The organism is Traorella massiliensis, from assembly GCF_900104665.1.
Lineage (GTDB): Bacteria > Bacillota_I > Bacilli_A > Erysipelotrichales > Erysipelotrichaceae > Traorella > Traorella massiliensis.
In genome coordinates, this window is sequence record NZ_LT629969.1 from 43,860 (window position 1) to 69,897 (window position 26,038).

25 protein-coding genes are annotated in these 26,038 nt (G+C 33.8%); 23 read left to right on the plus strand and 2 right to left on the minus strand.

Annotated elements, in window-relative coordinates; genetic code table 11:
- Positions 1–54 precede the first annotated feature (54 nt).
- From BQ5367_RS07445 to BQ5367_RS07470, 6 genes are all read left to right on the plus strand, one after another.
- On the plus strand, positions 55–924 hold the full coding sequence (locus tag BQ5367_RS07445) for a methionyl aminopeptidase (protein WP_071441907.1): 870 nt from the start codon (positions 55–57) through the stop codon (positions 922–924).
- Between the two features lie 9 nt (positions 925–933).
- A complete protein-coding gene (locus BQ5367_RS07450; RefSeq protein WP_071441908.1) occupies positions 934–1,455 on the plus strand; it encodes a cysteine hydrolase family protein in 522 nt (173 codons plus the stop codon).
- A gap of 244 nt (positions 1,456–1,699) precedes the next feature.
- Complete coding sequence (locus BQ5367_RS07455) at positions 1,700–2,194, plus strand: helix-turn-helix domain-containing protein (RefSeq protein WP_071441909.1); 495 nt, start codon at positions 1,700–1,702, stop codon at positions 2,192–2,194.
- Between the two features lies 1 nt (position 2,195).
- Positions 2,196–2,450: a hypothetical protein gene (locus BQ5367_RS07460; protein ID WP_071441910.1), complete on the plus strand. Its 255-nt coding sequence runs from the start codon at positions 2,196–2,198 to the stop codon at positions 2,448–2,450.
- Positions 2,451–2,511: 61 nt separating this feature from the next.
- Positions 2,512–3,669: an alanyl-tRNA editing protein gene (locus BQ5367_RS07465; protein WP_071441911.1), complete on the plus strand. Its 1,158-nt coding sequence runs from the start codon at positions 2,512–2,514 to the stop codon at positions 3,667–3,669.
- Positions 3,670–4,279: 610 nt separating this feature from the next.
- Complete coding sequence (locus BQ5367_RS07470) at positions 4,280–4,831, plus strand: GNAT family N-acetyltransferase (RefSeq protein ID WP_071441912.1); 552 nt, start codon at positions 4,280–4,282, stop codon at positions 4,829–4,831.
- Between the two features lie 36 nt (positions 4,832–4,867).
- Here BQ5367_RS07470 and BQ5367_RS07475 read toward each other — a convergent pair whose 3' ends face one another.
- On the minus strand, positions 4,868–5,680 hold the full coding sequence (locus tag BQ5367_RS07475; protein WP_071441913.1) for a Cof-type HAD-IIB family hydrolase: 813 nt from the start codon (positions 5,678–5,680) through the stop codon (positions 4,868–4,870).
- Positions 5,681–5,763: 83 nt separating this feature from the next.
- On the opposite strand from BQ5367_RS07475, the gene pfkB reads away from it, so the two are divergent.
- The 3 genes from pfkB (at position 5,764) to BQ5367_RS07490 (ending at position 8,891) form a co-directional block, all read left to right on the plus strand.
- Entirely contained in the window at positions 5,764–6,678 is a 915-nt protein-coding gene (gene pfkB / locus BQ5367_RS07480) for a 1-phosphofructokinase (protein ID WP_071441914.1), read from the plus strand.
- Positions 6,675–7,847: a methionine adenosyltransferase gene (gene metK / locus BQ5367_RS07485; protein WP_071441915.1), complete on the plus strand. Its 1,173-nt coding sequence runs from the start codon at positions 6,675–6,677 to the stop codon at positions 7,845–7,847. The genes pfkB and metK overlap by 4 nt, the downstream gene beginning before the upstream one ends.
- Positions 7,848–7,931: 84 nt before the next feature.
- Positions 7,932–8,891 carry an aldo/keto reductase gene (locus tag BQ5367_RS07490; protein WP_071441916.1) on the plus strand — a complete coding sequence of 320 codons (960 nt, stop codon included), beginning with the start codon at positions 7,932–7,934 and terminating at the stop codon, positions 8,889–8,891.
- 41 nt (positions 8,892–8,932) lie between these two features.
- Here the strand turns inward: BQ5367_RS07490 and BQ5367_RS07495 are convergent, their stop codons facing one another.
- A complete protein-coding gene (locus BQ5367_RS07495; protein WP_071441917.1) occupies positions 8,933–9,922 on the minus strand; it encodes a hypothetical protein in 990 nt (329 codons plus the stop codon).
- Between the two features lie 301 nt (positions 9,923–10,223).
- Between BQ5367_RS07495 and BQ5367_RS07500 the strand changes: the two genes are divergently transcribed.
- The 14 genes from BQ5367_RS07500 to BQ5367_RS07565 all read left to right on the plus strand — a co-directional run bounded on the left by BQ5367_RS07500 (position 10,224) and on the right by BQ5367_RS07565 (position 25,486).
- Entirely contained in the window at positions 10,224–10,430 is a 207-nt protein-coding gene (locus BQ5367_RS07500; protein WP_071441918.1) for a hypothetical protein, read from the plus strand.
- A gap of 17 nt (positions 10,431–10,447) precedes the next feature.
- On the plus strand, positions 10,448–11,704 hold the full coding sequence (locus BQ5367_RS07505) for a helix-turn-helix domain-containing protein (protein WP_071441919.1): 1,257 nt from the start codon (positions 10,448–10,450) through the stop codon (positions 11,702–11,704).
- Between the two features lie 124 nt (positions 11,705–11,828).
- Positions 11,829–13,442 carry an ABC transporter ATP-binding protein gene (locus BQ5367_RS07510; protein ID WP_071441920.1) on the plus strand — a complete coding sequence of 538 codons (1,614 nt, stop codon included), beginning with the start codon at positions 11,829–11,831 and terminating at the stop codon, positions 13,440–13,442.
- A 426-nt stretch (positions 13,443–13,868) separates the two neighbouring features.
- The gene (locus BQ5367_RS07515) at positions 13,869–15,236 is read left to right on the plus strand and encodes an FtsX-like permease family protein (RefSeq protein ID WP_071441921.1); all 1,368 of its coding nucleotides are present in this window, start codon (positions 13,869–13,871) and stop codon (positions 15,234–15,236) included.
- A 10-nt stretch (positions 15,237–15,246) separates the two neighbouring features.
- Entirely contained in the window at positions 15,247–15,924 is a 678-nt protein-coding gene (locus tag BQ5367_RS07520) for an ABC transporter ATP-binding protein (protein WP_071441922.1), read from the plus strand.
- Complete coding sequence (locus tag BQ5367_RS07525; protein ID WP_071441923.1) at positions 15,921–17,330, plus strand: FtsX-like permease family protein; 1,410 nt, start codon at positions 15,921–15,923, stop codon at positions 17,328–17,330. Before BQ5367_RS07520 ends, BQ5367_RS07525 begins: the two co-directional genes overlap by 4 nt.
- A gap of 107 nt (positions 17,331–17,437) precedes the next feature.
- On the plus strand, positions 17,438–18,019 hold the full coding sequence (locus BQ5367_RS07530) for a hypothetical protein (protein ID WP_071441924.1): 582 nt from the start codon (positions 17,438–17,440) through the stop codon (positions 18,017–18,019).
- 43 nt (positions 18,020–18,062) lie between these two features.
- Positions 18,063–18,548 (plus strand): hypothetical protein, encoded by a 486-nt coding sequence (locus BQ5367_RS07535; protein ID WP_071441925.1) that lies wholly within the window; start codon positions 18,063–18,065, stop codon positions 18,546–18,548.
- A 132-nt stretch (positions 18,549–18,680) separates the two neighbouring features.
- Positions 18,681–19,433: a threonine/serine exporter family protein gene (locus tag BQ5367_RS07540; protein WP_071441926.1), complete on the plus strand. Its 753-nt coding sequence runs from the start codon at positions 18,681–18,683 to the stop codon at positions 19,431–19,433.
- 1 nt (position 19,434) lies between these two features.
- The gene (locus BQ5367_RS07545) at positions 19,435–19,875 is read left to right on the plus strand and encodes a threonine/serine exporter family protein (protein ID WP_071441927.1); all 441 of its coding nucleotides are present in this window, start codon (positions 19,435–19,437) and stop codon (positions 19,873–19,875) included.
- Complete coding sequence (locus BQ5367_RS07550; RefSeq protein ID WP_071441928.1) at positions 19,863–22,106, plus strand: peptidase U32 family protein; 2,244 nt, start codon at positions 19,863–19,865, stop codon at positions 22,104–22,106. The genes BQ5367_RS07545 and BQ5367_RS07550 overlap by 13 nt, the downstream gene beginning before the upstream one ends.
- A 225-nt stretch (positions 22,107–22,331) precedes the next feature.
- The gene (locus BQ5367_RS07555) at positions 22,332–23,000 is read left to right on the plus strand and encodes an ankyrin repeat domain-containing protein (RefSeq protein ID WP_071441929.1); all 669 of its coding nucleotides are present in this window, start codon (positions 22,332–22,334) and stop codon (positions 22,998–23,000) included.
- 10 nt (positions 23,001–23,010) lie between these two features.
- Positions 23,011–25,101, plus strand: a complete 2,091-nt coding sequence (locus BQ5367_RS07560) for an elongation factor G (protein ID WP_071441930.1) — start codon at positions 23,011–23,013, stop codon at positions 25,099–25,101.
- 115 nt (positions 25,102–25,216) lie between these two features.
- On the plus strand, positions 25,217–25,486 hold the full coding sequence (locus tag BQ5367_RS07565) for a hypothetical protein (RefSeq protein WP_083383202.1): 270 nt from the start codon (positions 25,217–25,219) through the stop codon (positions 25,484–25,486).
- The last annotated feature ends 552 nt before the right edge of the window (positions 25,487–26,038 follow it).

Consider the following 26,038-nt stretch of genomic DNA (forward strand, 5'->3'; position numbering starts at 1 on the left):
TCTTAATCTTTGATTTTTTTCATAAATAACTCTATAATAGAAACGGTGATAAAAATGATATATTCAAAAAATGGTGCCTGCTGGTGCGGTAGTAAAAAGAAATATAAGCATTGTCATTATGAGTTTGATCAAAAACTGATACAGATGAAAATGCAAGGATATGAAGTTCCTCCAAAATCAATCATTCGGAATCAAAAAGATATTCAGATCTTAAGGGAAAGTGCCAAGATCAATACGGCAGTATTGGATGCAGTTGCAAAAAAAATTTGTGAAGGAATGAGTACTCAGGAAATTGATGATATCGTAACAGAGGTAACGCATGCACATCATGCGAAATGTGCTCCTTATCGCTATGAAGGATATCCTAAGAGCGTTTGTACGAGCATTAATGAGGTCGTTTGTCATGGTATTCCTGATAGTAAACGTATCTTAAAGAGTGGGGATATTGTCAATGTTGATGTATCGACAATTTTTAAAGGATATTTTTCAGATGCAAGTCGTATGTTTATGATCGGTGAAGTCAGTGACAATGCCAGAAAATTAGTTGAAGTTACCCGTCAGGCCTTACAGGCAGGCTTAGATGCCTTAAAACCTTGGGGTACACTGGGAGATATCGGTCATGCCATTCAACAGGTAGCAGAAAGCAATGGCTATAATGTCGTGCGTGTTTTTGGTGGCCATGGGGTTGGAAAAGAGTTTCATGAAGAACCTTTTGTAGCACATGTGGGAAGACCTAATACAGGAATGGTAACAGCTCCAGGAATGACTTTTACGATTGAACCGATGATCAATGAAGGTACGTATGATGTGGAGATCGATCCGGAAGATGGATGGACAGTAACAACGAAGGATAAGAAGCTGAGCGCTCAATGGGAAGTCATGGTATTAGTTACCGAAGATGGTTATGAAATACTGACACAGTAAGGAGAGAAAATGAAAGAACTATTATTTGTCGTGGATATGGTCAATGGTTTTGTGAAAGAAGGTAGCATGCATGATGCGAAGATCATGGATATTGTAGAAGTGATTCAAAAAGAATGTGAAGCCCATGAAGATCGTTTATTTATTGCTGATACACATGAAAAAGAGGCAATGGAATTTAGAAGTTTTCCGCCTCATTGTATCAAAGGAACTTCTGAATCAGAAATCATTGATGAATTAAAGCCTTATGTAAAAGAAGTGTTAGAAAAAAATTCTACGAATACTTTTCATGTCTTAAATAAAGCAATCTTAAAAGATTATGATTCTTTTAAGATCGTAGGCTGCTGCAGCGACATCTGTGTGATGCAGCTAGCTCTTAGTCTTAAGACTTATCTAAATCAGATGAATATGACGCAGCCTGTTAGAGTTGTAGAAAAAGGAATTGCAACTTATGATGCACCATATCATCCAGCAAAGCAATATCATCAAATAGCTCTTCAGCTAATGGAACAGGCAGGAATTATGATTGAATAAAGCGAGTTTTCGCTTTTTTTTGTATACAAAAAGATAATCCAACTGACAGTTGAGTAAAATACAACGAAGCGTTGATAGATTCAACTGGCAATCTGTTCTCTTTTTCTCTTCTTAATTCTATAATGAAGGCATGAAAGGTGGTAGAAACTATGAAATACTATTATCATGAAGAAGAAGTCAGAGATGAATTGAAAAGAGAACAGGAAAAAATGATCGCAGCTCTTTTGAGAAAGGAAAGATAGCCATGAAAACACTAGGAACAAAAATTGCCGAATATCGCAAGCTTAAGAAAATGACACAGGAAGAATTAGCTTCTAAGCTGAATGTCTCCTCACAGGCAGTCAGCAAGTGGGAGAATGATCTAAGCATTCCCGATCTGCCGATTCTGATCGAATTATCGGATATTTTCAATGTATCTTTGGATGAACTGATCCGCCAGAAAGAGAATGCAGAAATAGCAAGAGTCGTAGAGCCCCAGCTAAGAAAGGATCCGGAGCAGATGATGGTGAAGATCGTGATCAATTCAAGCGATGGAGATAAGGTGAGGATCAATCTTCCCATTCCGCTTGTCAAGGCAGGGATGGCGATTGGAATGAGCATGCCCCAGGTAAACGGCAAGGACGCATTGCAGGGGATTGACTTTGAACAGATCATGAAGCTGGTAGATCAGGGACTGGTAGGAAAGCTGATTGAGATTGAAAGTGCAGATGGAGATCACATAGAGATCTTTGTGGAGTAATATGAAAATCTATATACATGAACCAGAAGAAGAAAAGGACATACGGCTTACAATCCCCAATGGAGTGATCTTCAACAAATTAGGAGCCATGATCGCCGGCAGAGTCATTGAAGAGAATACTCAAGAAAATACGATCACCAAAGAACAGCTAAAAAGACTGATGAAAGAAATAAAGCGATATGTCAAACAATTTGGACATTTTGACTTGGTACATATCGAAACAAGTGATGGCAATTTTCTAAAAATATGTTTATAATTCATGTTTTTAATCGTAGAAACTAATAATTTTTGTTAAAATAGTATTGAGGTGAGAAATGATGAATAAGCATTATGATCATTGGCTAGAATGCGATAAAAGTTTTGAAATATATGATTGTTTACAGGATCAAGAGGCATATTGGGTAAAAACAAAAGATACGATCTTCTATGTAGAAGGCGGTGGCATGGAGAGAGATACAGGAACGATCAATGATGTAGAAGTAGAAGATATTTATTATGAAAATGGCTTTTATTATCATAAGACACGTGTACCACTCACAGGAATGGCCCATATGAAAGTAGATGTTGAACAACGTATCTGGAAAGCGCAGATTCATAGCGGTTCACATCTGCTTTGCGGATGGATCAATAAAAAGTATCATGCGAAAACGATTGCCTTTTTTACTCATGAAGATATGAGCGGGTGTGAAATGGAATTCACTTCTATGGATGATTCATTGATGAATCAGATTGAAAGAGAAGTCAATGAATACATCGTTCAAGATCTGCCGATCCATATCATATATCCTACTGCTCAGGAAGCTAAAAAACATGTTTCTGACAGCAAATTAGATCATGATGAGCTTCGTGCTGTCTTAATTGGAGATATCGACTATAATATGTGCGGTTGTATCCATGTGCCTTCATTACGTTATCTGCAGGCAATGAAGCTGTTGAGCTATGAGAGAACAACTCGTGGATATAAGTTATTTTTTGTCTGTGGCAATCAGCTTTTAAAAACATATGGTCATCAATTAAATATTTTGGATGCATGTGCTAAGAATTTTAATACAGCACAAAGCGAAATTTATCCGAGCCTTTTAAAGCTTCGTCAAGATATGAAAGAGCTAAAGGCAAGTGAAGCAGCATGGAAACAACGTTTCCTTGATCTGCGCATTCAAATATTGGGGGAAAGTCAAGAAGTCTATATCGTAACAGAAATGGATGATTTAGATATCAAATCTTTTCAAATATTATGTTCAACGGTTGTTCGGAATTATCCAAAAGGACTTTTCTGTGTATGTAAAGATCATGACCGATGTCATGTCATCATTGCACACCATCCTTCATTATCTTTTAAATCAAATGAGCTATTTAAATCTCTTGCGGAAAAGTTTCATCTTCGTGGCGGCGGAAATCCTGGAATGGCTCAGGGTGGCGGGACTTACGATGCCAACATCCTAGAAGAACTAAAGATAATTGTTGAAAATCTTTAAATCACACAATTTAACACGTTTTAAATAAAATTATCCGATAAGAATCGGATATATTATAAGTGTACAAGGAAATACTTGTACATTGAAAATAAATGTCCCCTAAATTTATTTTCATTCATATTCTATCCCCTTATATATAATTTAATTTATTACAAAGAACATGCTCCCCCTAGCATGTTTTTTGTTTGCAAGTATTGTGTTTCACATAATTTAACACTGTTATCATATATTCATTTGATTTAAAAAAGATATATTATAAATGTACAGAAAAACATCTCTGTACAAGAATAATTTTTTTCATTCATATTTTATCCCCTTTTAAAAACATGACAAAAGATCATGACAAAAAATGTGCGTATCCCCTAACGCACATTTTTTGATATAAAAATTCATTTCACATAATTTACCATGAATTCTAGGCATTTATTTGAAGGCTTTCATGTATATTATAGGTGTACAAGGAAATACTTGTACAGTTGAAAATAAAGAACCCCTAATTTATTTTCATTCATATTCTATCCCCTTTAAAAATAATAATTGAGTAAAAGATGTGTGTCCCCTAGCACATCTTTTACTTTTGTCTTATAATAGAAAAAAGGAATGAATATGTATGAAAATAGAACCCAAAAGATGTACTTTAAAAAATGGTAAAGAAGTATTATTGGCAAGTCCTACAGCTAAAGATGCTGCCCAGCTGATTGCTTATATGAAAAAAACTGCAGAAGAAAGTGAAAATTTAGTTCGTTATCCAGAAGAATTAGTGTTAACACTTCAGGATGAAGAGAGAATGCTTGAAAATATAGAGAAAAATGAAAGAGAGTGTTTTGTTTCAGCATTCATAGATGGGAAAATTAAGGGGAATGCTTCGTTAAGCTGTATTGGAGAACGTATAAAATTAAAACATCGCTGTGGTCTTGGAATGGCTGTATTTGAAGAGGTACAGGGAATTGGATTAGGGTCTTTGCTGATGGATGAGATCTTAGATCATGCAGTGAAGTTTGGATATGAACAAATCGAACTAGAAGTTCGTGCAGATAATGAAAAAGCTCTTTCTCTTTATAAGAAAAAGGGCTTTGAGGAATGTGGACAAATTTATCATGGGTTTAAATTGAAAAATGGAGAGTATGTAGATTTGCTCATGATGATTTGTCGATTAAAATAATTGTCATTTCGACTATTTCCAAGGAAATAATTTCTTTTATATCAATTTTAGCTGTTGAAACATGTCATAGATGCTGTCTTCATAAGAGGGCCCACAGATCATATCAGCAGCTTTTTTTAATTGATCAGCACCATTTTCCATACAAATGCCAATGTTGGCAAATAACAGCATATCTAAATCATTCATACTATCGCCAAAAGCAATCGTATCTTCTTGTTTCATATTAAAATATTCAAGCATCTTTTTAATACCACTTGTTTTATTGACATGATTGATGAGTAATTCACACATAAAATGAGTATCATAGTCCTTTTTACCATGTTCAATACAAGTATATTTAGATTTCCATTTTTCCTGGAAGGCTTTTAGATCTTCTTTTGACTGATAATAAAGGGTAGCCTTACTGATATGAGCCTTTTCTAAATGAAACTCATTCATTGAAAATAAAGCTTCTGAAGAAAGAACTCCGGTTATTTTTTTTACCATATTTCGGCGTTTGAAAACAAAGGAATCTGCAAAGCTTTCTTCTTCACCTTCAAGCTTAAATCCAAAATGATAAGTAGTAAAATCATCGATGAGCAGTTTTAAATCATCTTCAGGAATGCATATATGATATAAAAGCTTATTCTTTGTTTCAAGCATGGCACCAGCTCCATAAATCTGTCCATCTGATTCAAAAGGAATCATTCCTTCAAGGACATTACTTTTAGATCTTCCGGTACATAAAATGATTTTATGGCCATTGGCTCTTGCTTTTTGAATAGCCTCAATGGTAGAATCTAAGACACGGTGGTAGCGAATATGATCTAAAAGCGTGCCATCTATATCCATAAATATGATTTTAGACATCTTTTACCTCCAAAAAACATGATTATTATACACGAATCGTGAAAAAAGTGGTAGAGTATAGGAGTAAGAAAAGGAATGAGAATATGATCTATACATTAACATTTAATCCTTCTATTGATTATGAAATGAATCTGGCACATCTTTCTTTATCTCATACGAATCGAAGCACGCATGAAAGCTATCGTTTGGGTGGTAAGGGTATTAACGTATCACATATTCTTCATGAGCTTGGTTTTGAATCGGTGATCCTTGGTTTTCGTGGCGGCTTTGTCGGTGATGAAATTCAAAGACTCATCTATCAGTTTGGACTCAATGAAAAACTAATTGAGCTTGAAGAAGGAACCTCACGTATTAATGTCAAAGTACTAGGAAAAGTAGAAACAGAGATCAATGGAGAAGGACCGTTGATTGGCGGCAGTGATATGAAACAGCTGTATGATCAGCTGGATATGCTAGGCAAAGAGGATGTATTAATACTTTCCGGAAGTATTCCGAAATGTTTAAATGATAATATTTATGAAACAATTTTATCGGTGCAAAATGCCAAAGGGGTCTTGTGTATCGTAGATGCGACAAAAGATCTTTTAGTCAATACGCTGAAACATCATCCGTTTCTGATCAAACCGAATGTTGCGGAATGTGAAGAAATTTTAAATGAATCATTATTGACTACCAAACAAGTCGTGGAAGCAGCAAAAAAACTGCAGGAAATGGGAGCCCGTAACGTCATGATTTCCAGAGGAAAAGAAGGGGCAGTACTGGTAGATGAAAATGGTGGTATATTTGAAAGTAAAGGACTAAAGGGTGAATGTATTTCTTCTGTTGGCTGTGGGGATTCTATGGTAGCCGGATTTGTCGCAGCTTATTTGAAGTGTTCAAATTATGAAGAAGCCTTTAAGCTGGCAATGGCTTGTGGAAGTGCCACGGCTTTTAGTGAAGATCTTGCGAAAATAGAAATGATTGAAAGATGTTATAACGAACTGGAGGTAAGAAAATGAGTAAAAAGTTTTTCACATCGGAATCGGTGACGGAAGGACATCCAGATAAGATCTGTGATGCGATCAGTGATGCCGTATTAGATGCGATCTTAGAAAAAGATCCAATGGCAAGAGTGGCCTGTGAAACATGTACAACAACAGGTATGGTACTCGTAATGGGTGAAATTACGACAAATTGTTATGTGGATATTCCAAAGATTGCCAGAAATGTAGTTTTAGAAATTGGTTATGATCGAGCTAAATATGGTTTTGATGGTAATACATGTGCTGTGTTAAGTGCTATTGATGAGCAGTCAGGCGATATTGCGATGGGTGTTGATGCAGCTTTAGAAACAAGAGAAAGTGATGATCATGAAAATGGTGCCGGTGATCAGGGAATGATGTTTGGTTATGCCTGTGATGAAACAAAAGAATTGATGCCAATGCCGATCATGTTAGCACATAAACTGGCAAGACAGCTTGCGAAAGTAAGAAAAGATGGTACCTTGAGCTATTTAAGACCAGATGGTAAGAGCCAGGTAACAGTAGAATATGATGGTGATGAGGTCAAACGTATCGAAGCAGTTGTTATTTCAACACAACATTCAGATGCTGTTGAATTAAGTCAGATCAGAGAAGATATCATTCATCATGTCATCAATGAGATTATCCCAGCAGAACTTATGGATGAAAATACGAAGATCTATGTAAATCCAACAGGCCGTTTTGTGATTGGTGGTCCACAGGGAGATAGTGGATTGACAGGAAGAAAACTGATCGTTGATACTTATGGCGGTATGGCCCGTCATGGCGGTGGTGCCTTCTCAGGAAAAGATCCAACAAAAGTGGATCGCTCTGCAGCCTATGCAGCACGCTGGGTTGCTAAAAACTTAGTAGCAGCCAAACTGGCAAAGAAAGTAGAAATCCAGTTAGCTTATGCGATCGGTGTAGCTCATCCATTAAGTATCCATGTAGATACTTTTGGTACAAGTACATACAGTGAAGAACAGTTGATCGAAATCATCAACAAAGTCTTTGATCTAAGACCAAGTGCAATCATTGATACTCTTGATCTTAGAAGACCGATCTATCGTCAGTTAGCTGCTTATGGTCATTTTGGAAGAGATGATCTAGATATTCCTTGGGAAAAGACAAATAAAGTTGAAGAAATCTTAAATTGTTTGAAATAGGTTCGAAAGAACCTTTTTCTTTGCCTTCTTGACACTCATAGTACATGATTTTATAATGATAAAGGAATAAAAAAGGAGTCAATTATGAGATATAAACACTATAAAAATGCAAATGTTGATGTGAGTGAATTTGCTCTAGGAACATGGGGATTAGATGATTCAAGATGGAATGGACATGGAGGTATCAGTGAAGCCTTAGAAGCCATGAAAGCCTTAATTGATCAAGGTGTCAATCTGATCGATACAGCTGCCAATTATGGTAATGGAACAAGTGAAAAAGTAGTAGGAGAATTGTTGAAAAGTGTCGATCGTTCCAAGATTCTTATCTCTACGAAATTCGGTACTCAAAATGATCTCTTTACAGGTGGTGTTTACCGTGATGCCCGCTTTGGTACGGTTATGCGTGAATGTGCGGGTTCATTAAAAAATATGAAAACAGACTATATTGATTTTTACTTTATGCATTGGCCAGATGTTTCTACACCAATTGCGGAAACGATGTGTGCCTTGAATTTCTTAAAGGAACAGGGTAAGATCCGTTATATTGGTCTTTCAAATACAGAACTTCCATTATTAAAAGAAGCATTAAAATATGGACAAGTCGATGTCATCCAGCCACCTTTCTCCATGATCGATCAGCGTTATAAAGAAACAATGGAATGGGCAAGTGAACATGGTATCGATGTCATGGCCTATGGTTCAATGGGCGGCGGTATATTAACAGGCAAATATCGCAGCATTCCAAACTGGCCAGCCCATGATGTCCGCTATACGTTCTATAAAGGATTTAGCGAACCTGCCTTCAGCAAAGTCATGGAACTGATGAAAACACTAGATGATATCGCAGCTGCTCATCAGGCTACCGTATCACAAGTAGCCATCAACTGGACATGTCAGAAAGATTATGTCAGCAGTGCCTTGATTGGTGTTACCAGCATGCGTCATGTGCAAGAAAACATGGATGCCTTTAAATGGCAATTAACCAGTGATGAGATGAAACGTATTGATGATCATTTACATGAATTAGGACTTGATCAAATATAAAAATCGTGAAATAATCACGATTTTTTTTGCGGTCATATCATTTATTCTTTTACTTGATTCATCATTTGAAAATACTGTTCATATTCACTTTCAGGAATATTCAATAACTTCATGGCTTCCTGTAAATCAATCTTCATATTCTTCATCAATGAACATAAAGATGAATAAATTCCTTGCTCAATTCCTTGTTCTATTCCTTGTTCTATTCCTTGCTCAATTCCTTGCTCAATTCCTTGCTCAATTCCTTTTTCTATTCCCTGCTCAAATCCTCTTTTTAATCCTTTCTCCATGTATTTCTGTTCTAGATAAACGCTATAGTCACACATCTCTTCTACCTCCTCTGCTAGGCTTTCTGTCAGCTTAAAATCATATTTTTTTAGTTCCTCTTTTTTCTTTGCTGCTGTCATGCTCTCATCAAGCAAGATCCTTAACACATTGGATGAAATCGATTCGTTTTCCTCATACCCTAAGTATAGCACAATGATCTCTTGTTTATCAAAATATTTCTCATCTTCGCACACATTTCCCAGTATGTGCTCCTCTCTCATCCGATAGCGGTTGATGCATCCCTGCTTGTACAAGGGTGCATTGAACACGATCCAGATTGATACGACCTTTACGATATCGTCATATTGTCCATGGTCAAAGAATTTCCCTACCTGCATAGAAATATTTCTGCTGGTATAATAATTTCCTCTGCTCAGCACATGGCTTTTTCCTTTTAAAACGCCTTGTGCCTCAAGATTGATAATCATAGCGATCTTTCCATGATCCTGTGGTAAAGAGGCATAGACAAGAGAATCAAAATAAATGCTTCTATAATCCTCGTTGTTTTCATTTCGGTGCCCCGGTGTCAGGCGGCTATGTAAAGGTACATCTCCTTGAGGTTCGATACATTGTTCGATTTCCCTCAAAGAGTAGGGACTATATTCCTCAATAAGTTCCTTCATGAGAACAGAAAGAACAGGTTTTTCTCTTAGGATTATCTTGATGATTTGATCGATAGGGATTTTATTTTTTTTAATCTTCATTGAATACCTCCTACTATTCTATATGCACAAAAATGATAAAATTCCCAAAAATCTTTAAAATTTTGAAAAGAAAGAGTACATCTGTTTTGAAAATATATTACTTAAACCTTTGTGATAACGATCTTAATATCAGTATTAACATATCAAATTTTTTCTTATGAAACTCGATAAATCTTGTCTGCATTTAGAACAAATGAGCAAATTTATAGTATAATTTATACAGAGCTCCATTATTCAGCCGAAAAATTGATATACATTCTAAAATTACTGCACTAGAATAATTAAAAATGGAGGAATATTTATGAAAAAATTATTTATTTTATTAACAACTTGTGCATTTGTATTTGCACTAATACCCATAAAAGCCCAAGAACCTGAAACGGAAGTATGTGTTCTAGAATACAATGAAGATGGAACCATCAAAAATGAAGAGGAATATCTTCAATGCTTAGAAGAGATGGGGCAGGTGGATACTCATGATGGCAAGTGGAATAAACCTAAAGGATAAATAAAATGGGAGATATAATGAAACAAATGAGTAATCTGTATAATGAACAAATTCTAATAGGAAAAATATTAAATGTTGAAAGGAAAAGCAGAGATATTAGATTACAGGATTTAACTGCATCGGGAAAAACGATTCAGTATATTTCTGAAATTGAGAATGGGAATAAAAAAATATATGAACCAACAATTTCAAAATTGTTTTCATTAATTGGAATTGATTTTAACTATAATCAAACAACATTAGATGAAGTTTATGTATTATTTGAGGAAATGATCCATGTTTATCTTAATCAGGATCTAAAAAAGCGAAAAGAATATATGGTGAAACTTACCAGCAATTCTGCTTGGGAGTTTTCCTATGCCTACCCTTTAATACAACTAACTAAATTTATGGCAACTGTTCTAGATGAAATTGATTTTTTTTATGATGATATTAATGCAAAGTGTGAAGAGTTATTTACTATTTTTAATAATCACGAAAAAAGTATATATTTACTTATGAAAGCAATATATGAATTTTATGATCTGGGAAAATTTGAATTGGCTAAAGATAATCTGAAAAAATCAATTCAATATTCGCCTGAAGCAGCCATTACTGGTTTTACTTACAATCAATTAGGAAATTTAATAACTCTTGATTATCATTTAAGTATGGCTTTAGAATATCAAAAAAAAGGTATAGAAATACTAAAAAAGTACGGTTATTATCGAAGGTCTATTCAATTGGAATTAACGGTTGGGAATATTTTAGCTGAGTTAAGAAGATTTGATGAAATGAAACAGCAATATCTGAAAACCTATGATTTTGCGATTACATATAATAATGATGATATCAAACGAAAATCTTTATATAATTTAGCTTATTATTCAATGTATGGAAGACGTTATGAGGATGCAATTACATATGCAAATCAAGTAATTAAGATGAATTATTACCTTACAGAATGTTATTATATTCTCGCATGGGTGTACATGGAAATGGGAGATAATGTAAATTTTGAAAAATATTATCATTATTTAGAAAAAACAAATAAACATGATGATTATATTATTGATCATTATGAAAAGTGTTTAAAAGCAAAATTAAATAATAAAGATAAGACATATTATAAGACACTTGTTGATCTATATAAGAAGTTAAATAAAAAGGGCTATGCTTTTGATCGGGTCATGGCACTTGAATATATTATTGAATATTGCGATCAATACGAATTAATCAATGAAGGATATATGTATCAAAAAGAATTATTAAAAATTCTTCAAAAAAAACATTAATTTTATGGTGTTTTTCTAGAAAATGTAGCTTTATTCAGCCGAAAAGAGAATTATCACGCACTAGATAAATAAATACTATTATAAATACTAAAATATACGATGATATTAAATGGGGTAAGAATATATGTTTAAGAAAATAGAAAAAGAAATAAGAAAATATGCATGGATTGCAGGAGCATTATTTTTACTGAGTCATACAGTAAATCTTATTACACCGACGATCATGCAGTATGTTGTTGATGAAGGTATAGCAAATCAAAATATTAATCAGATCATATTAGGTATCTTATCTTTTGTTCTGATACCTTGTATTTTTGTTTTGATTACTTCTCTTTTTAATTATGTAACGATCGTTTTTGCCAGAAATAAAGGGAATGAATATTCTATAGATCTTATGAGGCATCTGTTGTCACAACCATTATCTTTTTTCGACAAAGAAAATTCAATTGAATTAATGACCCATTCTGGACGTGAAATATCGAAATATCTGAATTTCAAGATTAGTGATATTCCGAAATATTATGTGACAATTGTCATTTCAGTTTTTCTTTTAGTCATTTTATGCTTTTATCATCCATTACTGGCAATATTACAGCTATGCTTTATTCCATTAGGTATTTTCCCAGTAAGAAAATTTCAGAAAATAGTTAATGATAAAGTGATGAAAGTAATGGAATATAACGCTTCTATGAATCAGTCAAAGGCGGATACTTTTCAGGCTGTTGCTTTTGTGAAAAGCAATCAGCTGGAAGAAAAAAGAATTGAAGATATCAATCATATCAATCAGAAGATCGTAAAGCTATGGGGACAGGTTGCTTTGCTTGATTCTTTGAGTGGCATGTGGATGAGTGGTTTTGTAACCTCTTTATTTACGGGAATGAGTTTTGGGCTTATTGCTTATTTGATTGTTTCAAAGATTCATCTTTTCAGTTATGGAGAGATGTTTTCGATCATGAGTTATTGTGCTTTATTATATAGTGGTTTCTGTACAATTTTTATGACACAACTGCAGAAAACGAAGATTGAAAGTGAATTTACTAAGACATTTAGTTATTTTGACCAGCTTTCTGAAAGAAAACAGTTGGAGAAAGTTGAAATCAAAGATAAAATCGTATTTGATCACGTTGATTTTGCTTATAATGAAGAAGTCAAGGTCTTAGATGATTTTTCATGGACATTTGAAATGAATAAATGGAATGGGATCGAAGGAGAAAGCGGAAAAGGAAAAAGTACGATTCTAAAGCTTATTGAAAAATTTTATGATATTGATAAGGGAGATATTTTGATAGATGGAACATCGATTTCTAGAATCTCTACTGAATCTCTATATTCACAGATTACTTATGTAGCCCAGAAACCTTCCTTATTTCCGATGACTATCCGTGAAAATCTTTATCTTGGTAAAAATAATGCCAGTGATGAAGAGATTAAAGAAGTTTTAGAAGCTGTAGGACTTTATGATGCGATTATGGCATTACCTCAAAGTTTAGAGAGTGATATCAAGGAAGCGGGCAAGCTTTTATCAGGTGGACAGCAGCAACGTCTTAGTATAGCAATCGCTTTATTAAGAAATACCAAGATTTATTTACTGGATGAAATCTGTGCAAATGTAGATAAAGAAAACGCTGAAAAAATACGTCAGTATTTTGCGGATATGGTAAAAAAGGGAGTAACAATCATTAGTGTAAGTCATGATCATGCTTTTCATAAAGAAGTAGATTCCCTTTTAAAGTTATAATAAGATTATAAATATTTATAAAGCATTTTCTAGATGAAGATGCTTTTTATTATAAAATATTTAGAAAATAAATATGGATCATTGGTTAAATTATGTAGTAATTATATAGTAAAGAAATAAGAATATTCATTTTATATTGAAAATTCAGCCGAATAAAATGTTTACAAAAAAATATGAAAACGATTATAATGATTTTGAAAAATAAACTCATATTAAGATATATTAGATAAAATGAGGGATTGGGGATGCTTGAATTTTATCTATATATTGGAGTTTGGGAGGATAGAGCAATGATTGAACCAGTAACAACAGAGGATAAAGTTAATGCTTAACTTTGCCCAAGTAAAAAAATCCTAGCATAATATGAATAAATTGCTATGAGTGGAAATGATTTAACAGTTATGGACAACCGACTGGGAGAATTTTATGACATTAGTTAAAAGAATCATACTTAGTATCACTCGAAGGCCAATAAAAAGCCTATTACTGCTCGTTTTATCATTTGCATTAGGTACTTTTATTGGTTCTTCTTATTTGATTAGTAGGGCAGTAAATGGATTGGAAACAAATATCAAAGATAATTTAGATACTTATGTTGTTATAAGCTATAAAGATATAGATGAATATAAAAATTTAAATAATTTAGAGTATAAAGATAATCAAAATAAATTTTTAGAGAAATATAATGAAATCTCAATGAAAGAATATGTTGATAATAGCAGCCTTCTTCAATATACAAAGTATACTTCTTTTTCTTCGTGGAATAGTAATATAAGCCACCCTTCAATTAGTTTTTTTGTGGATTATTTAAAATATTCTGTATCAATTATGGGAACAGACTTACTGTTTTTTGATTTTTATGAAGAAACTATTGATATAGTAGAAGGAAGATGTATTAACAAAGAAGATATTGAGAATCAAAGATATGTAACCATCATTGATAAAGATTATACTTATCCTGATGGTTCGGAAATTCAAATTGGAGATATAGTAAAAGTAGAATATAATAAATTTGATCTTGAAACTGATGGAACTGTTACGCAATTAAATTCTTTGGAATATGAATTTGAAGTAATCGGAAAATATGAAATGAAAGATATTGGACGTAATAAATTTTTAGATGAAACATATCTTATGTATCCGTTATTTATTCCAAATAATCTTTTTAGTCAAATAAAAAATGAAATAGAAACTACCAATTTAAATAAAAATTTAAACTATGAAAATAACACTTTTATTTATTTAAATGCTTTATTTAAGCTTGATTCTGTAGACTCAATAGAAGATTTTAGAAATGATTATTTAAGACTTTTTAATGATAGTGATCATTATGAAGCAATAACAACTGGAGATGAATATTATTATGATATAAAAGGCAGTTTAGATAATATGTCCATGATTTCTAGTGTTACAATGTTCATTGCGGGGGTTACAAGTATCTTTATTGGTACATTGATAATTTATCTATATTTGAAAGATCGAACAAAAGAAATCGGGATATTGATATCGATGGGTGAATATAAGAAAAAGATTATAATTCAACTTGTTTGTGAAGTTGCGATATTGGGATTGATCGGTTTATCTTTATCACTTATTGCAAGCAGCATATTAGGAAATGTGATCATGGATCATGGATTAAATATACCTTCTGCAATAATAGAAGATTATTCAGTAAATATTGATATCATTTATATCTTTTGTATGTATGGTATCGGTGCTGTAGTGATAATAATTTCAAGTATCATCCCTGTTTGGCATCTTCTTAAATCCAGGCCAAAAGATATTTTGTTGTAGGAGAAAAACTATGAAAATATTAGAAACAAAAAATTTATCATTTGCATATAAAGATGGCGAACAAAACCGACAAATTTTAAACAATGTCAATACTTCTTTCGAAACGGGTGTATTTTATACTATTCTTGGTGCATCTGGATCAGGAAAATCAACTTTTTTATCACTTATCGGTGCTTTAGAGATTCCTCAGCAAGGGTGTATTGAATATATGGGTAAAAATATTAATGATATAGGATTGGATAAATATCGACGCAAAAATATTGCGCTAATCTTTCAAAATTATAATCTGATTACCTATATGACAGCTATAGAGAATGTATTACTTGCGATGTCGATCAGTAAGGAATCAGCTAAAATTGAAAATAAAGAAGCCTATCACTATTTAAGTCAGGTAGGAATAGATCATTCTAAAGCAAATCGCCTCGTCACCAAATTGAGTGGCGGAGAACAGCAGCGAGTTGCAATTGCAAGAGCTTTAAGTACAGATGTAGATATTATTATCGCAGATGAACCAACAGGGAATGTCGATCAGCAGACGAGCAGGCAAATTGTAGAGATCTTTAAAAACTTAGCCCATAATGAAAATAAATGTATTATTGTAGTGACTCACTCTAAAGAAGTTTCTGATGAATCTGATGTTGTTTTGTTTCTTGACACATCGATTCAAAACTTTGTTATTCAAGTATGAGCTTCGTAAAAAGATTATGGCTAAGTATTACAAGAAGATTGACAAAGTCGGTTATTTTATTTCTTATTGTTTTTTTACTAGGAAATGTTTTATGTGCCTCCATTGCTATCGCAACATCATTAGGGGCTCTACAGAAAAGTTTTATGACTCAATTAGGTCTTAAAATAGATATTGTACAGGATGAACAAGATAATTATCTGGATTATGAAGCTATTAAGGAGAGTATTGATGGTTTATTAGACAATATCAATAGTATGGCTAAGAAAAATTATTTTCAGTATAATGATGCACAATTTTTAATGACGGGATTCATTTCAGAAAATCTGTCCTTTTCAAATAAGTATCTGACAAATCAGTTTTGTGACAAGCCGGGTTCACTATATTTATATGGTGTAAGTGAGTCACAGTTTGTAGATGCTAATGAAAAAATTGTAGAAATCATTGAGGGCAGATATTTTACAGAGGAAGAAATCACTCATGCGGAAAATGTTATTTTATTAAGTGATAAGTTTACTTATAAACAGGATGAAATTAAACCAGGTGATGTCATTCAGTTAGAACGTGTAATCTATGATGCTAAACTTAATGAATTTTATCGAGAATCTGTAAACTATACGGTTGTAGGTATCTTTTCTAAAGTGCAAACATTAGTAAATCATGATAGTTATGATATAAATAATTATGAAACATATGTTTATCTTCCTTCTACAACTTTATTTAATGAATATAGTACAATGAAAAACTTGTATCAACAATATCAAGGAGCTACTGATTTTACAAATATACAATTAAAACATATAAAATTAAAACTCAAGCATATAAACTTAAAAGAATCATTTGAAAAATCATTAGATATGAAAAATCCATTGCTTGCGAAAAATATGAGTGGGAAATCATTATATATTATAAATACCAGTGAAGATTTATATCAAAAATTAGCAGTACCACTAAAATCACTCGAAAATATAGCTTTCTTCCTAAGAATGTCATCATCTGTAGGTGTTACAGTATTATTAGGATTAAGTGTATTTATTTTTTTGAAAGATAGAAGATATGAAATTGGAATTTTATATTCAATGGGACAAAGGAAAGTGAAGATCATTACCCAAATTCTTTTAGAAGTCTTAATCATTGGGATGAGTGCAATTACACTTGCGATGTTTAGTGGTCAAAAAATTGGTGATATGTATGCTGAAAAGATTGTTCAAAATGAAATTGAAGCAAATCAATATGTTTACATTGATGGTTATTCGCAAAAAGAATTATTGGAGGAGTATGATGTAGAATTTAGTGTTTCATATATCATAAATATATACATAAGTGGTTTTACAATTATTTGTGTGTGTTCTGTTATACCAATAGCATATATCTTAAAATTAAATCCTAAAAAAAATCTGCTTCAATAATAAATAATACTAACAATGAATATTTACATGAATATAGGAAAGGTTTATAATTGATGTATAAAGATCAATTCATTCATTTTGCGATAGTATAGGAGTAAGAATTAGATATGAAAAAGAAGTATATATTTATAAGTATAGTTATAATATTATTATTTTCATGTGGCTATTATTATTTACAATTTAATAGGGAAATTGAAAATATAGAGTTTAGTTACAATGGGATTAATGGGGTAACATTTGAATATGAATTAGATACAAACTTAAATTGTAGATTAGAGAATAAAGAAACTATTTTTAATGGCGATACTGTAAATTTTGAATGTTCTGATCCATACTTATCTTTTATTAAGGAAAATGTTAAGTTTGAAATTACAGATCTATTTAGTAATGAAATCAATTTGGATGTAATAAAAAAATCTAGTATCGTAATGGATTCTGAGATGGTTTATATAAATGATGGAGACTATATAAGTATTTATATTTTGGATCAGCAAGATACTGAGAGTTATCAGGCACGATTATATGAAAATTTATATGTTAATAACGATAAGCTAATACAATATGTAGATGATGATATGATTAGTGATGTTCATGAAATGAAAAAAGTCCAAATAGATCATATTGCAAATGAATATTTATCAGATTATATAACTCTTTTTGAAAATCAAGGGTTTCAACGCATGAAATAATGTTAGATCATTATATAGGAATAATGAAGGGGAGGAGTTGATTATGAAAAGAATATTACTTATTATCGTAGTGCTTTTATCAGGCTGTGTTGAAAAATCGAATATATCGTTGGATCATGTGTTATCTGTGATTCAAAGTGAGGATTATGAGGGTGTGGGTGAATATGTATATGAACCAACAACGTCTGATTCATTTACTTTTACAACATCAGAGGAAGAAAATGATATGTTTGCTTTGCCAAATGATGAGGTTGTGAAAGCTATTGAAGAATTTAAAACGCAGTTAATGGCAGTATTAGATGAAACAGAGTATACATCTATAGACATAGATAAGAGCAAGACTCCAATAAATGATTTGTTTCTTAATTTTAAATATAGTGAAGATGGTAATGAGGTTGTAGTTCAGTTTTTTAGAGATGGTTATCTGAGTATTTCTGGTTATGGAGAAAATGCAATGTATCAGTTTGATGAAGATACTGTGTCAAAGATCGTTGATTTATATGATGATTATACAGACAAGGTTCAGTAAATAGAATATTTAAATTTTTATGATAAAAAAGAGATGATAGATATGAGCGCTGATCATCTCTTTTGTGTTGTTGAATGACAAAATACTTTTTTTCGGTTTAAAAGTTTTGTATAATCAAGTGGGTGATAAAAAATGGATTGTAATCAGCTGGCACGTGCTGCGACAAAAGCAGGGGAGATTCTTTTGGAAAGTGGTGCAGAAACATATCGAGTAGAAGATACGATGAAACGTATCTGTTTTGCTTATGGGGCAGAGGTGGTGGATGCTTATGCAACACCAACGATGCTTTTGATTTCTTTTTCGATTCATGGTGAGCTTTGTCATAATATTAAACGTACTCAAATCAAAAGTGTAGATTTGAGTAAGATCGATAAAGTGAATGATCTTTCAAGAAGTATTCTTGAAAGCAGTATGTCTTTAGAAGAATTTTGTTTTCGGCTTGAAAAGATCAATCAGGAAAGTCCTTATCGTTGCCGGATCATTTTATTAGGGGCAGCTATATGTACTTTTGGATTTGCATTCTTTTTTAAAGGAACAATTAAAGATGCACTATGTGCTGCCGTGCTAGGTGTAGCCCTAAAATTTATGATGATTCAAATGGATCGAATTGATTTTAATTCATTTTTTAAATATTTAATTGGGGGTGCATTTGCAACGCTTTGTGCTATCTTGGCATCTAAACTGGGTTTGTGTCATTCGATCGATACACTGATCATATCGGTCATCATGCTTTTAGTACCGGGACTGGCGATTACGAATGCCATTCGTGATACGGTTAGCGGAGATCTTGTCAGTGGCCTGGCAAGGACGGCAGAGGCTCTTTTTGTGGCTGTAGCGATTGCTTTAGGAAGCGGACTTGTGTTTACGCTTTTAGGAGGATATTGATATGTTGAATGGATTGGGTGCAGTGCTTGCTTCGCTGGGTTTTGGAATATTATTTAATGTAAGAGGGGATAAATTACTCGTAGCCGCCTTGATTGGCGGTATTGGCGGTGTTATCTATTATGTCTGCCTGCAATTTGGAAATAGTGAGGGAATGAGCTTGTTTCTGGCTAGTATCATGGTCTCTTTGCTTTCGGAAATCTTTGCCCGTTTATTAAAATGTCCGGTAACGACTTTTCTTATTTGTGCGATCATTCCTTTGGTACCGGGTGGTGGAATGTATTACACGATGCTAGAAGTTATTTCAAATAATATTGATGGAGCGATCATACTGGGATTTGAAACGATCATTCAAGCTTGTTGTATTGCAATCGGCTGTATTCTTGTTTCAAGCATGACTCGTGTTTTTTCACAGATGAAAAGGAGACAGATATGTCAAAAGTAGAACTGTTATGCCCGGCAGGAAGTTATGAAGCTTTTGAAGCGGCTTTATATAATGGTGCCGATGCAATTTTTTTAGCGGGAGAAATGTATGGAGCACGAGCAAATGCTACAAATTTTACTCTTGAAGAAATGAGAAAAGCAGTTTCTTTGGCTCATTTATATGGTGTCAAGATTCATGTGACATTGAATACGCTGATTCATGATGATGAGTTAGATCAATGCCGTGCTTATCTTAAGGAACTTGAAGCAATGGGGGTAGATGCGATCATTGTCCAGGATCTAGGTATCATGACCATGATCCAGCATGAGTTTCCTTCTTTAAGCATCCATGCCTCTACACAGATGCATGTTCATAATTTAATGGGTGTAGAACAATGTAAGAAATGGCAGCTGGAGCGCTGTGTCGTGGCAAGAGAAACACCCTTGGATGAGATTTCAAAAATGTGTCAGCAAGGTATTGAAATCGAAGTATTTGTACAAGGTGCTTATTGTGTCAGCTATTCTGGAGAATGTCATATGAGCCGTAGTATCGGACATCGCAGTGCAAATCGTGGTGAATGTGCTCAAAGCTGTCGCTTGCCTTATACTTTATATCGAATGAATGATGGCAAAGAAGAAAGAATCAAAACAGAGGGGAAGTATCTTTTGTCGATGAAAGATCTAAATGCGTTACCTCTGATTCCTGAATTGATTGAATGTGGAGTGTCTTCTTTTAAAATTGAAGGAAGGATGAAGCGTCCTGAATATGTTGCCTGTATGTGCCGTATCTATCGTCAGGCCATTGACTGTTATTATAAGGGAAAACCATTTGATGTAAATGAAAAGATAGCAGAAGAAATGAAGAAGGTCTTTAATCGTGGCTTCACAAGTGGTTATCTCGATAAAAAAGAGGGCATGGTTTTGATGAGTACGCTTCGTCCGAATCATCAAGGGGTACGTATCGGTAAAGTGGCTGGCTTTCATGGTGATAAGATGAGCATTGCCTTAGAAAAAGAACTGCATCAGCATGATGGTATCCGTATCTTGAATGAGAAAGAAGATCAAGGATTTATTGTCAATTATATCTATAAAAATAATAAACTGGTTTCTTCAGCGAACAATGAAACGATTCAACTGCAGAAAGTCAAATGTAAAGTTGGCGATATCGTGATGAAAACCAGTGATTCAAAACAGCTGGAAGAACTAGGTAAGCTTCCAGTACGTAAAGTAGAAATCAAGATCAAGGCTTGTCTGAAACTTCATCAGCCTTTTATGCTGCATCTAAGTGATGGAACTTGTGAAGTTATTGTTAAGAGTGAAAATATTGTTGAGAATGCTTTAAAAACTCCTTTGGATCGTGAACGAATTGAAACACAGCTGAAAAAACTAGGAAATACACCTTTTATATGTCATGATATCGAAATTGAGATGGATGACAGGATCTCTTTTCCTATTTCTGAATTAAATGAATGTCGTCGGAAAGCCTGTGATGAATTAATAAAACGACGGATGGAAGTAAATAAAAGAGTTCTTGAGAAAAAACCTTATGATGAAGTCAAAGTAGAGATGACTCATCAAATTCGAGTCAGCATTACAAATGAACAGCAATATGATGTCGTTAAACAATATCCATGTGAGATTTATATAGCTGATACAGAACTATATGAAAAGTTAAAAAAAGAAAATAGTCATGTTCACTATAATTATCCACGTGTCGTCCATCATCTTTATTCAGATTCAGGGATGATTCATGAGATCGGCGGTTTAGAGAAGGCAGACATGGCAAGTCCTTATATGAACTGTATGAATGCTTACAGTGCTTATGTATTATTTAAAGAAGGAGTAAAATGTATTTCTCTTTCATATGAGTGTAGAGATGAAGATCTTGAAAAGCTGATTTCTGATTATCAAAGATTGTCAAAACATTCAGGGAATTTTGAAATAGAGGTTTATGGACGAGTTGAAAATATGGTACTTGAAAATTGTCTGATCAAGAGTCAGCTGCATACGGCTGATCACTGTCAGCAATGTCATCAATATCCATATTATCTCAAAGATCAAAAAAATAAAGCTTATCGTCTTGTAGGTGATGAAGATTGTCATTTGAAAATTTATCATAGTGATATCTTTGATAAAATAGATCGTATCAATGATTATCGTCAATATGGAATCACCAATTTTGGTGTGACCTTAACTTTTGAAGATAGAGAAGAAAGTAAAAATATCTTAAATAGGCTCTTTTCTAAGATGTAAGAAATTTTCATGAAGAAAAAGGCTGTAAACGCTTGCATTTTTTGGATAAAGTGTTTACAATAGAGTCATAAGGAAGAGGAGTGAGGACCATGAAAACAGTTGTTGTGCAGACAATCGGCAAATTGATTCATGGGGTTCCTTGCGGGGTTTTGTGAGTTTTTAGCGAGCGTTTGTGTGCGTTCGCTTTTTTTGTCTCTTCATTTGATCTGGAAGGAGGAACATAATATGGATCAATTCAACAAAACATTCTGGGATGCATGTGCTAACGGTGATGTAACGGTGGTTGCAGCCCAAATTAAGCAGGGTGTTGATGTCAATTATCAAAATGGTGAAGGAAGAACTGCTTTAATGAGAAGTGCTAAGCGTGGATATAAAGATATCGTACGTTTGCTGGTTGATAATGGTGCTGATGTCAATCTTTTAGACGGACGTGGCAAGACAGCATTAATGGGAGCAGCAAAAAAAGGTCATAAGACGATCTGTAAGAAATTAATTGAAGCAGGTGCTGATGTCAATGTAGCGGATAATAAAGGAAGAACAGCGCTTCAGCGAGCAGCTTTCCAGGGAATGGATCGTGTTATTGAAGAACTGCTTAAAGCTGGAGCTGAGATCAATACACAGGATAATGAAGGAAGAACACCTTTGATGGAAGCTTGTTTAGCGTTTAAGTTTGATGTCATTCGTCAGCTGGTAGAGGCTGGTGCGGATGTAAATATGCAGGATAAACGTGGATGTACGGCTTTGATGCGTGCGGCTTATGGCGGATATACGGAATTGGTGAATTATTTGCTGGAACATGGTGCAGATAAAGAAATGACCGATCAGGATGGCAATAAAGCGATTCATTATGTAAGAGAACATTGTCTGGCTGAATTAAAGCCAATTTTGAAATAGAGGTGCCCTTATGAGAGACTATTTAGCGCATGAAGTTCGTAATGTAACGGTATTAGGACACAGTGGTGCCGGAAAAACTGCTGTATTGGAAGCCATGCTTCATTTTACGAAAGCGACCGATCGCTTTGGAAAAACGAGTGAAGGAAGTTCGATCATTGACTATGATCCTGAAGAAGTCAGAAGAGGATTATCGGTTTATACATCGATCGTACCTATTGAATGGAAAGATACAAAAATCAATTTTATCGATACTCCAGGTTATTTAGACTTTGTCGGTGAAATGGAAAGCGGTTGTGCAGCCGGAGATAATATTTTAATCGTCGTAGGAGCCAAAGAAGGTGTTCAGTCTGGTACACAGCGAGCATGGGAAGTGGCTATGGAAAAGAAACTGCCAACAATTTTCTTTGTGAATAAAGTGGACGAGGAGCATGCTTCTTTTGATAAGGCTTATCAGGGATTGCGTGAAGCTTTTGGTAAGAGCGTCATTCCTTTTGAAGTTCCGATTCTAGAAAATGATGAAGTGATCGGTTCAATCAATATTCTTCGTGATAAGGCCTGGTATTTTAAAGGTGATAAGGCTGATCGCAATAAGAGCTATGATGTTCCTGATAATATGAAGGAAGTTGTTGCTGATTATAAGAATCAGATTGCTGAAGCTATTGCGATGGGTGATGATGATCTGATGGAGAAATTCTTCTCTGGAGAACCATTTACAGAAGCTGAATTGACTCGTGGCGTACGTTTAGGTGTACGTAATGGAGAGATTCGTCCGGTATTCTCAGGAAGTGCTATTAATATGACAGGTATTGAGCGTTTGCTTGATCTGATCGATAAATACTTCCCAACTTATGGTGAACAAGGAACCATAACGGTAACAGATATTGATAAGAATGAACCGGTTGAACTTTTGACGGATGAGAAAGGTGATCTGACGGTACAGGTTTTCAAGACGATCGTTGACCCGTTTGTTGGCCGAATCAGCTTTATAAAGGTACGCAGTGGTGTCTTAAGCAGCGATACGACTGTATATAATCCAAAAAAGGATAAACTGGAAAAGATCTCACAAATCTTTATTATCAAAGGTAAACATCAGACGGCTGTCGGTAAATTGTTTACAGGTGATATCGGTGCTGTAACAAAACTGGCTTATACACAGACAAATGATACATTATGTGAAAAAGGTAAATACTACGTTGTTGATGAAATTAAATTCTCAGAACCAATGCTGGGTGTAGCTGTATGGCCAAAATCTAAGAATGATGATGACAAGTTATCAAATGCTCTGAATAGAATGTGTGAAGAAGATCCGACTACACGTCTTGTAAATAATAAAGAAACAAAGGAAAATGTGTTATATGGTGTAGGAGATCAGCATATTGATGTTATCGTCAATAAGATGAAATCGAAATATAAAGTAGAAGTCAATCTGACAACACCAAAAGTACCATATCATGAAACAATCAAAAAGACAGTCATTGGTGAAGGACGTCATAAGAAACAATCTGGAGGACATGGTCAGTTTGGTCATGTATTTGTGGAATTCTCACCAAACCCGGATAGTGAAGATATGGTCTTTGAAGAAACGGTATTTGGCGGAGCTGTACCTAAACAATATTTTCCGGCTGTAGAAACAGGCTTAAGAGAATGTATGGCAAAGGGTTATCTGGCAGGCTATCGAATGGTGAATGTCAAAGCTAATTTGAAAGATGGTAAATATCATGATGTTGATTCAAGCGAGATGGCCTTTAAGCTGGCAGCTCATCTGGCATTTAAAGATGCTATGCCGAAAGCAGGATGTATCTTATTGGAGCCAATTGTTAGCGCAACAGTTGTGATTCCGGATGAATATACAGGAACGATCATTGGCGATTTTAATAAACGTCGTGGAACGATCATGGGTATGGATATGGAAGGAACACATCAAGTTATCAATGCACTTGTACCTTTGGCAGAAATGATGAAATATCCAACTGACTTGCGTTCAATGACTCAGGGACGTGGTAAATATACGCAGGTATTTGATCATTATGATCCGGTACCAGCAAATATCGCTGAAAAGATCATTGCAAATGCAGATAAACAAGATGATGACGATGAATAGATGATGAAAGGATATCGGATGACCGATATCCTTTTTTTAATAATATGAAAAAAATTATCAATGTGAAAAGTTTGTGTTATACTTAGAAGGATTATAAGAAAGTAGGAGAAAGAACATGAATAAAAACAAAGATGAAATTCAGAAAGAAACGAAAAAAAGCAATAAGTCGATGATTTTTTATATTTTAGCGGTACTTTTGCTGCTTTATATGGGAATGAGTGCCATTACGAGTTATCAGTCATTTGCAGTTTACTGTGAAAATTATAGTTTAGATAAGATGGACCAGTGGTTCTTAGGTTTCCAGACGATTTTAGCTGCGACTGTCCCATGTCTTGTTTATGCCGCAATACTTTATGGTGTTGGATTGCTGTTAGAAAAGCAATAAATGTTGAACTAAATCGCAGGTTGTCATTTATTAAATTGATAAAAGTGGTAGATTGATATCATAATAGAGTATTTTATGGAAATGAGTTCCTAAAATACTCTTTTTTTATTTACATTTTTGGAGGGTTTATAAAAAATAAATTAGAATTGTTGAAAACTATTATATTAAACATGGAAATAAGCATAATTGATTATTTTATTTATCAAAATAGTAAACGTTTGCATAATTTGGTTGTTGGTTTGTATGAATTAAAATATGCAAATATACGCATTGTTAAAAAATACAAAATCTCGCTTAATGAGTACAAAGTCAAATTACCAAAATATGGTTATACTTTATTTGTGAGGGCTTTCATTCGATTTTAAGCGCTTTCTAAGCATTAAAACATATCAGATATTCATGTTTTAAGATTCTGAATGATAATCTGTACTTTATCGTTCGAAAAAAAAAGACTTGTAAAAAAGTCTATCTTCAAAAAATTGTAAGTATGATGTATCGAATTAAAAGCTACGCTTATTCTTACAGACTTGAGGGTGAAACTGAAGGATGGAA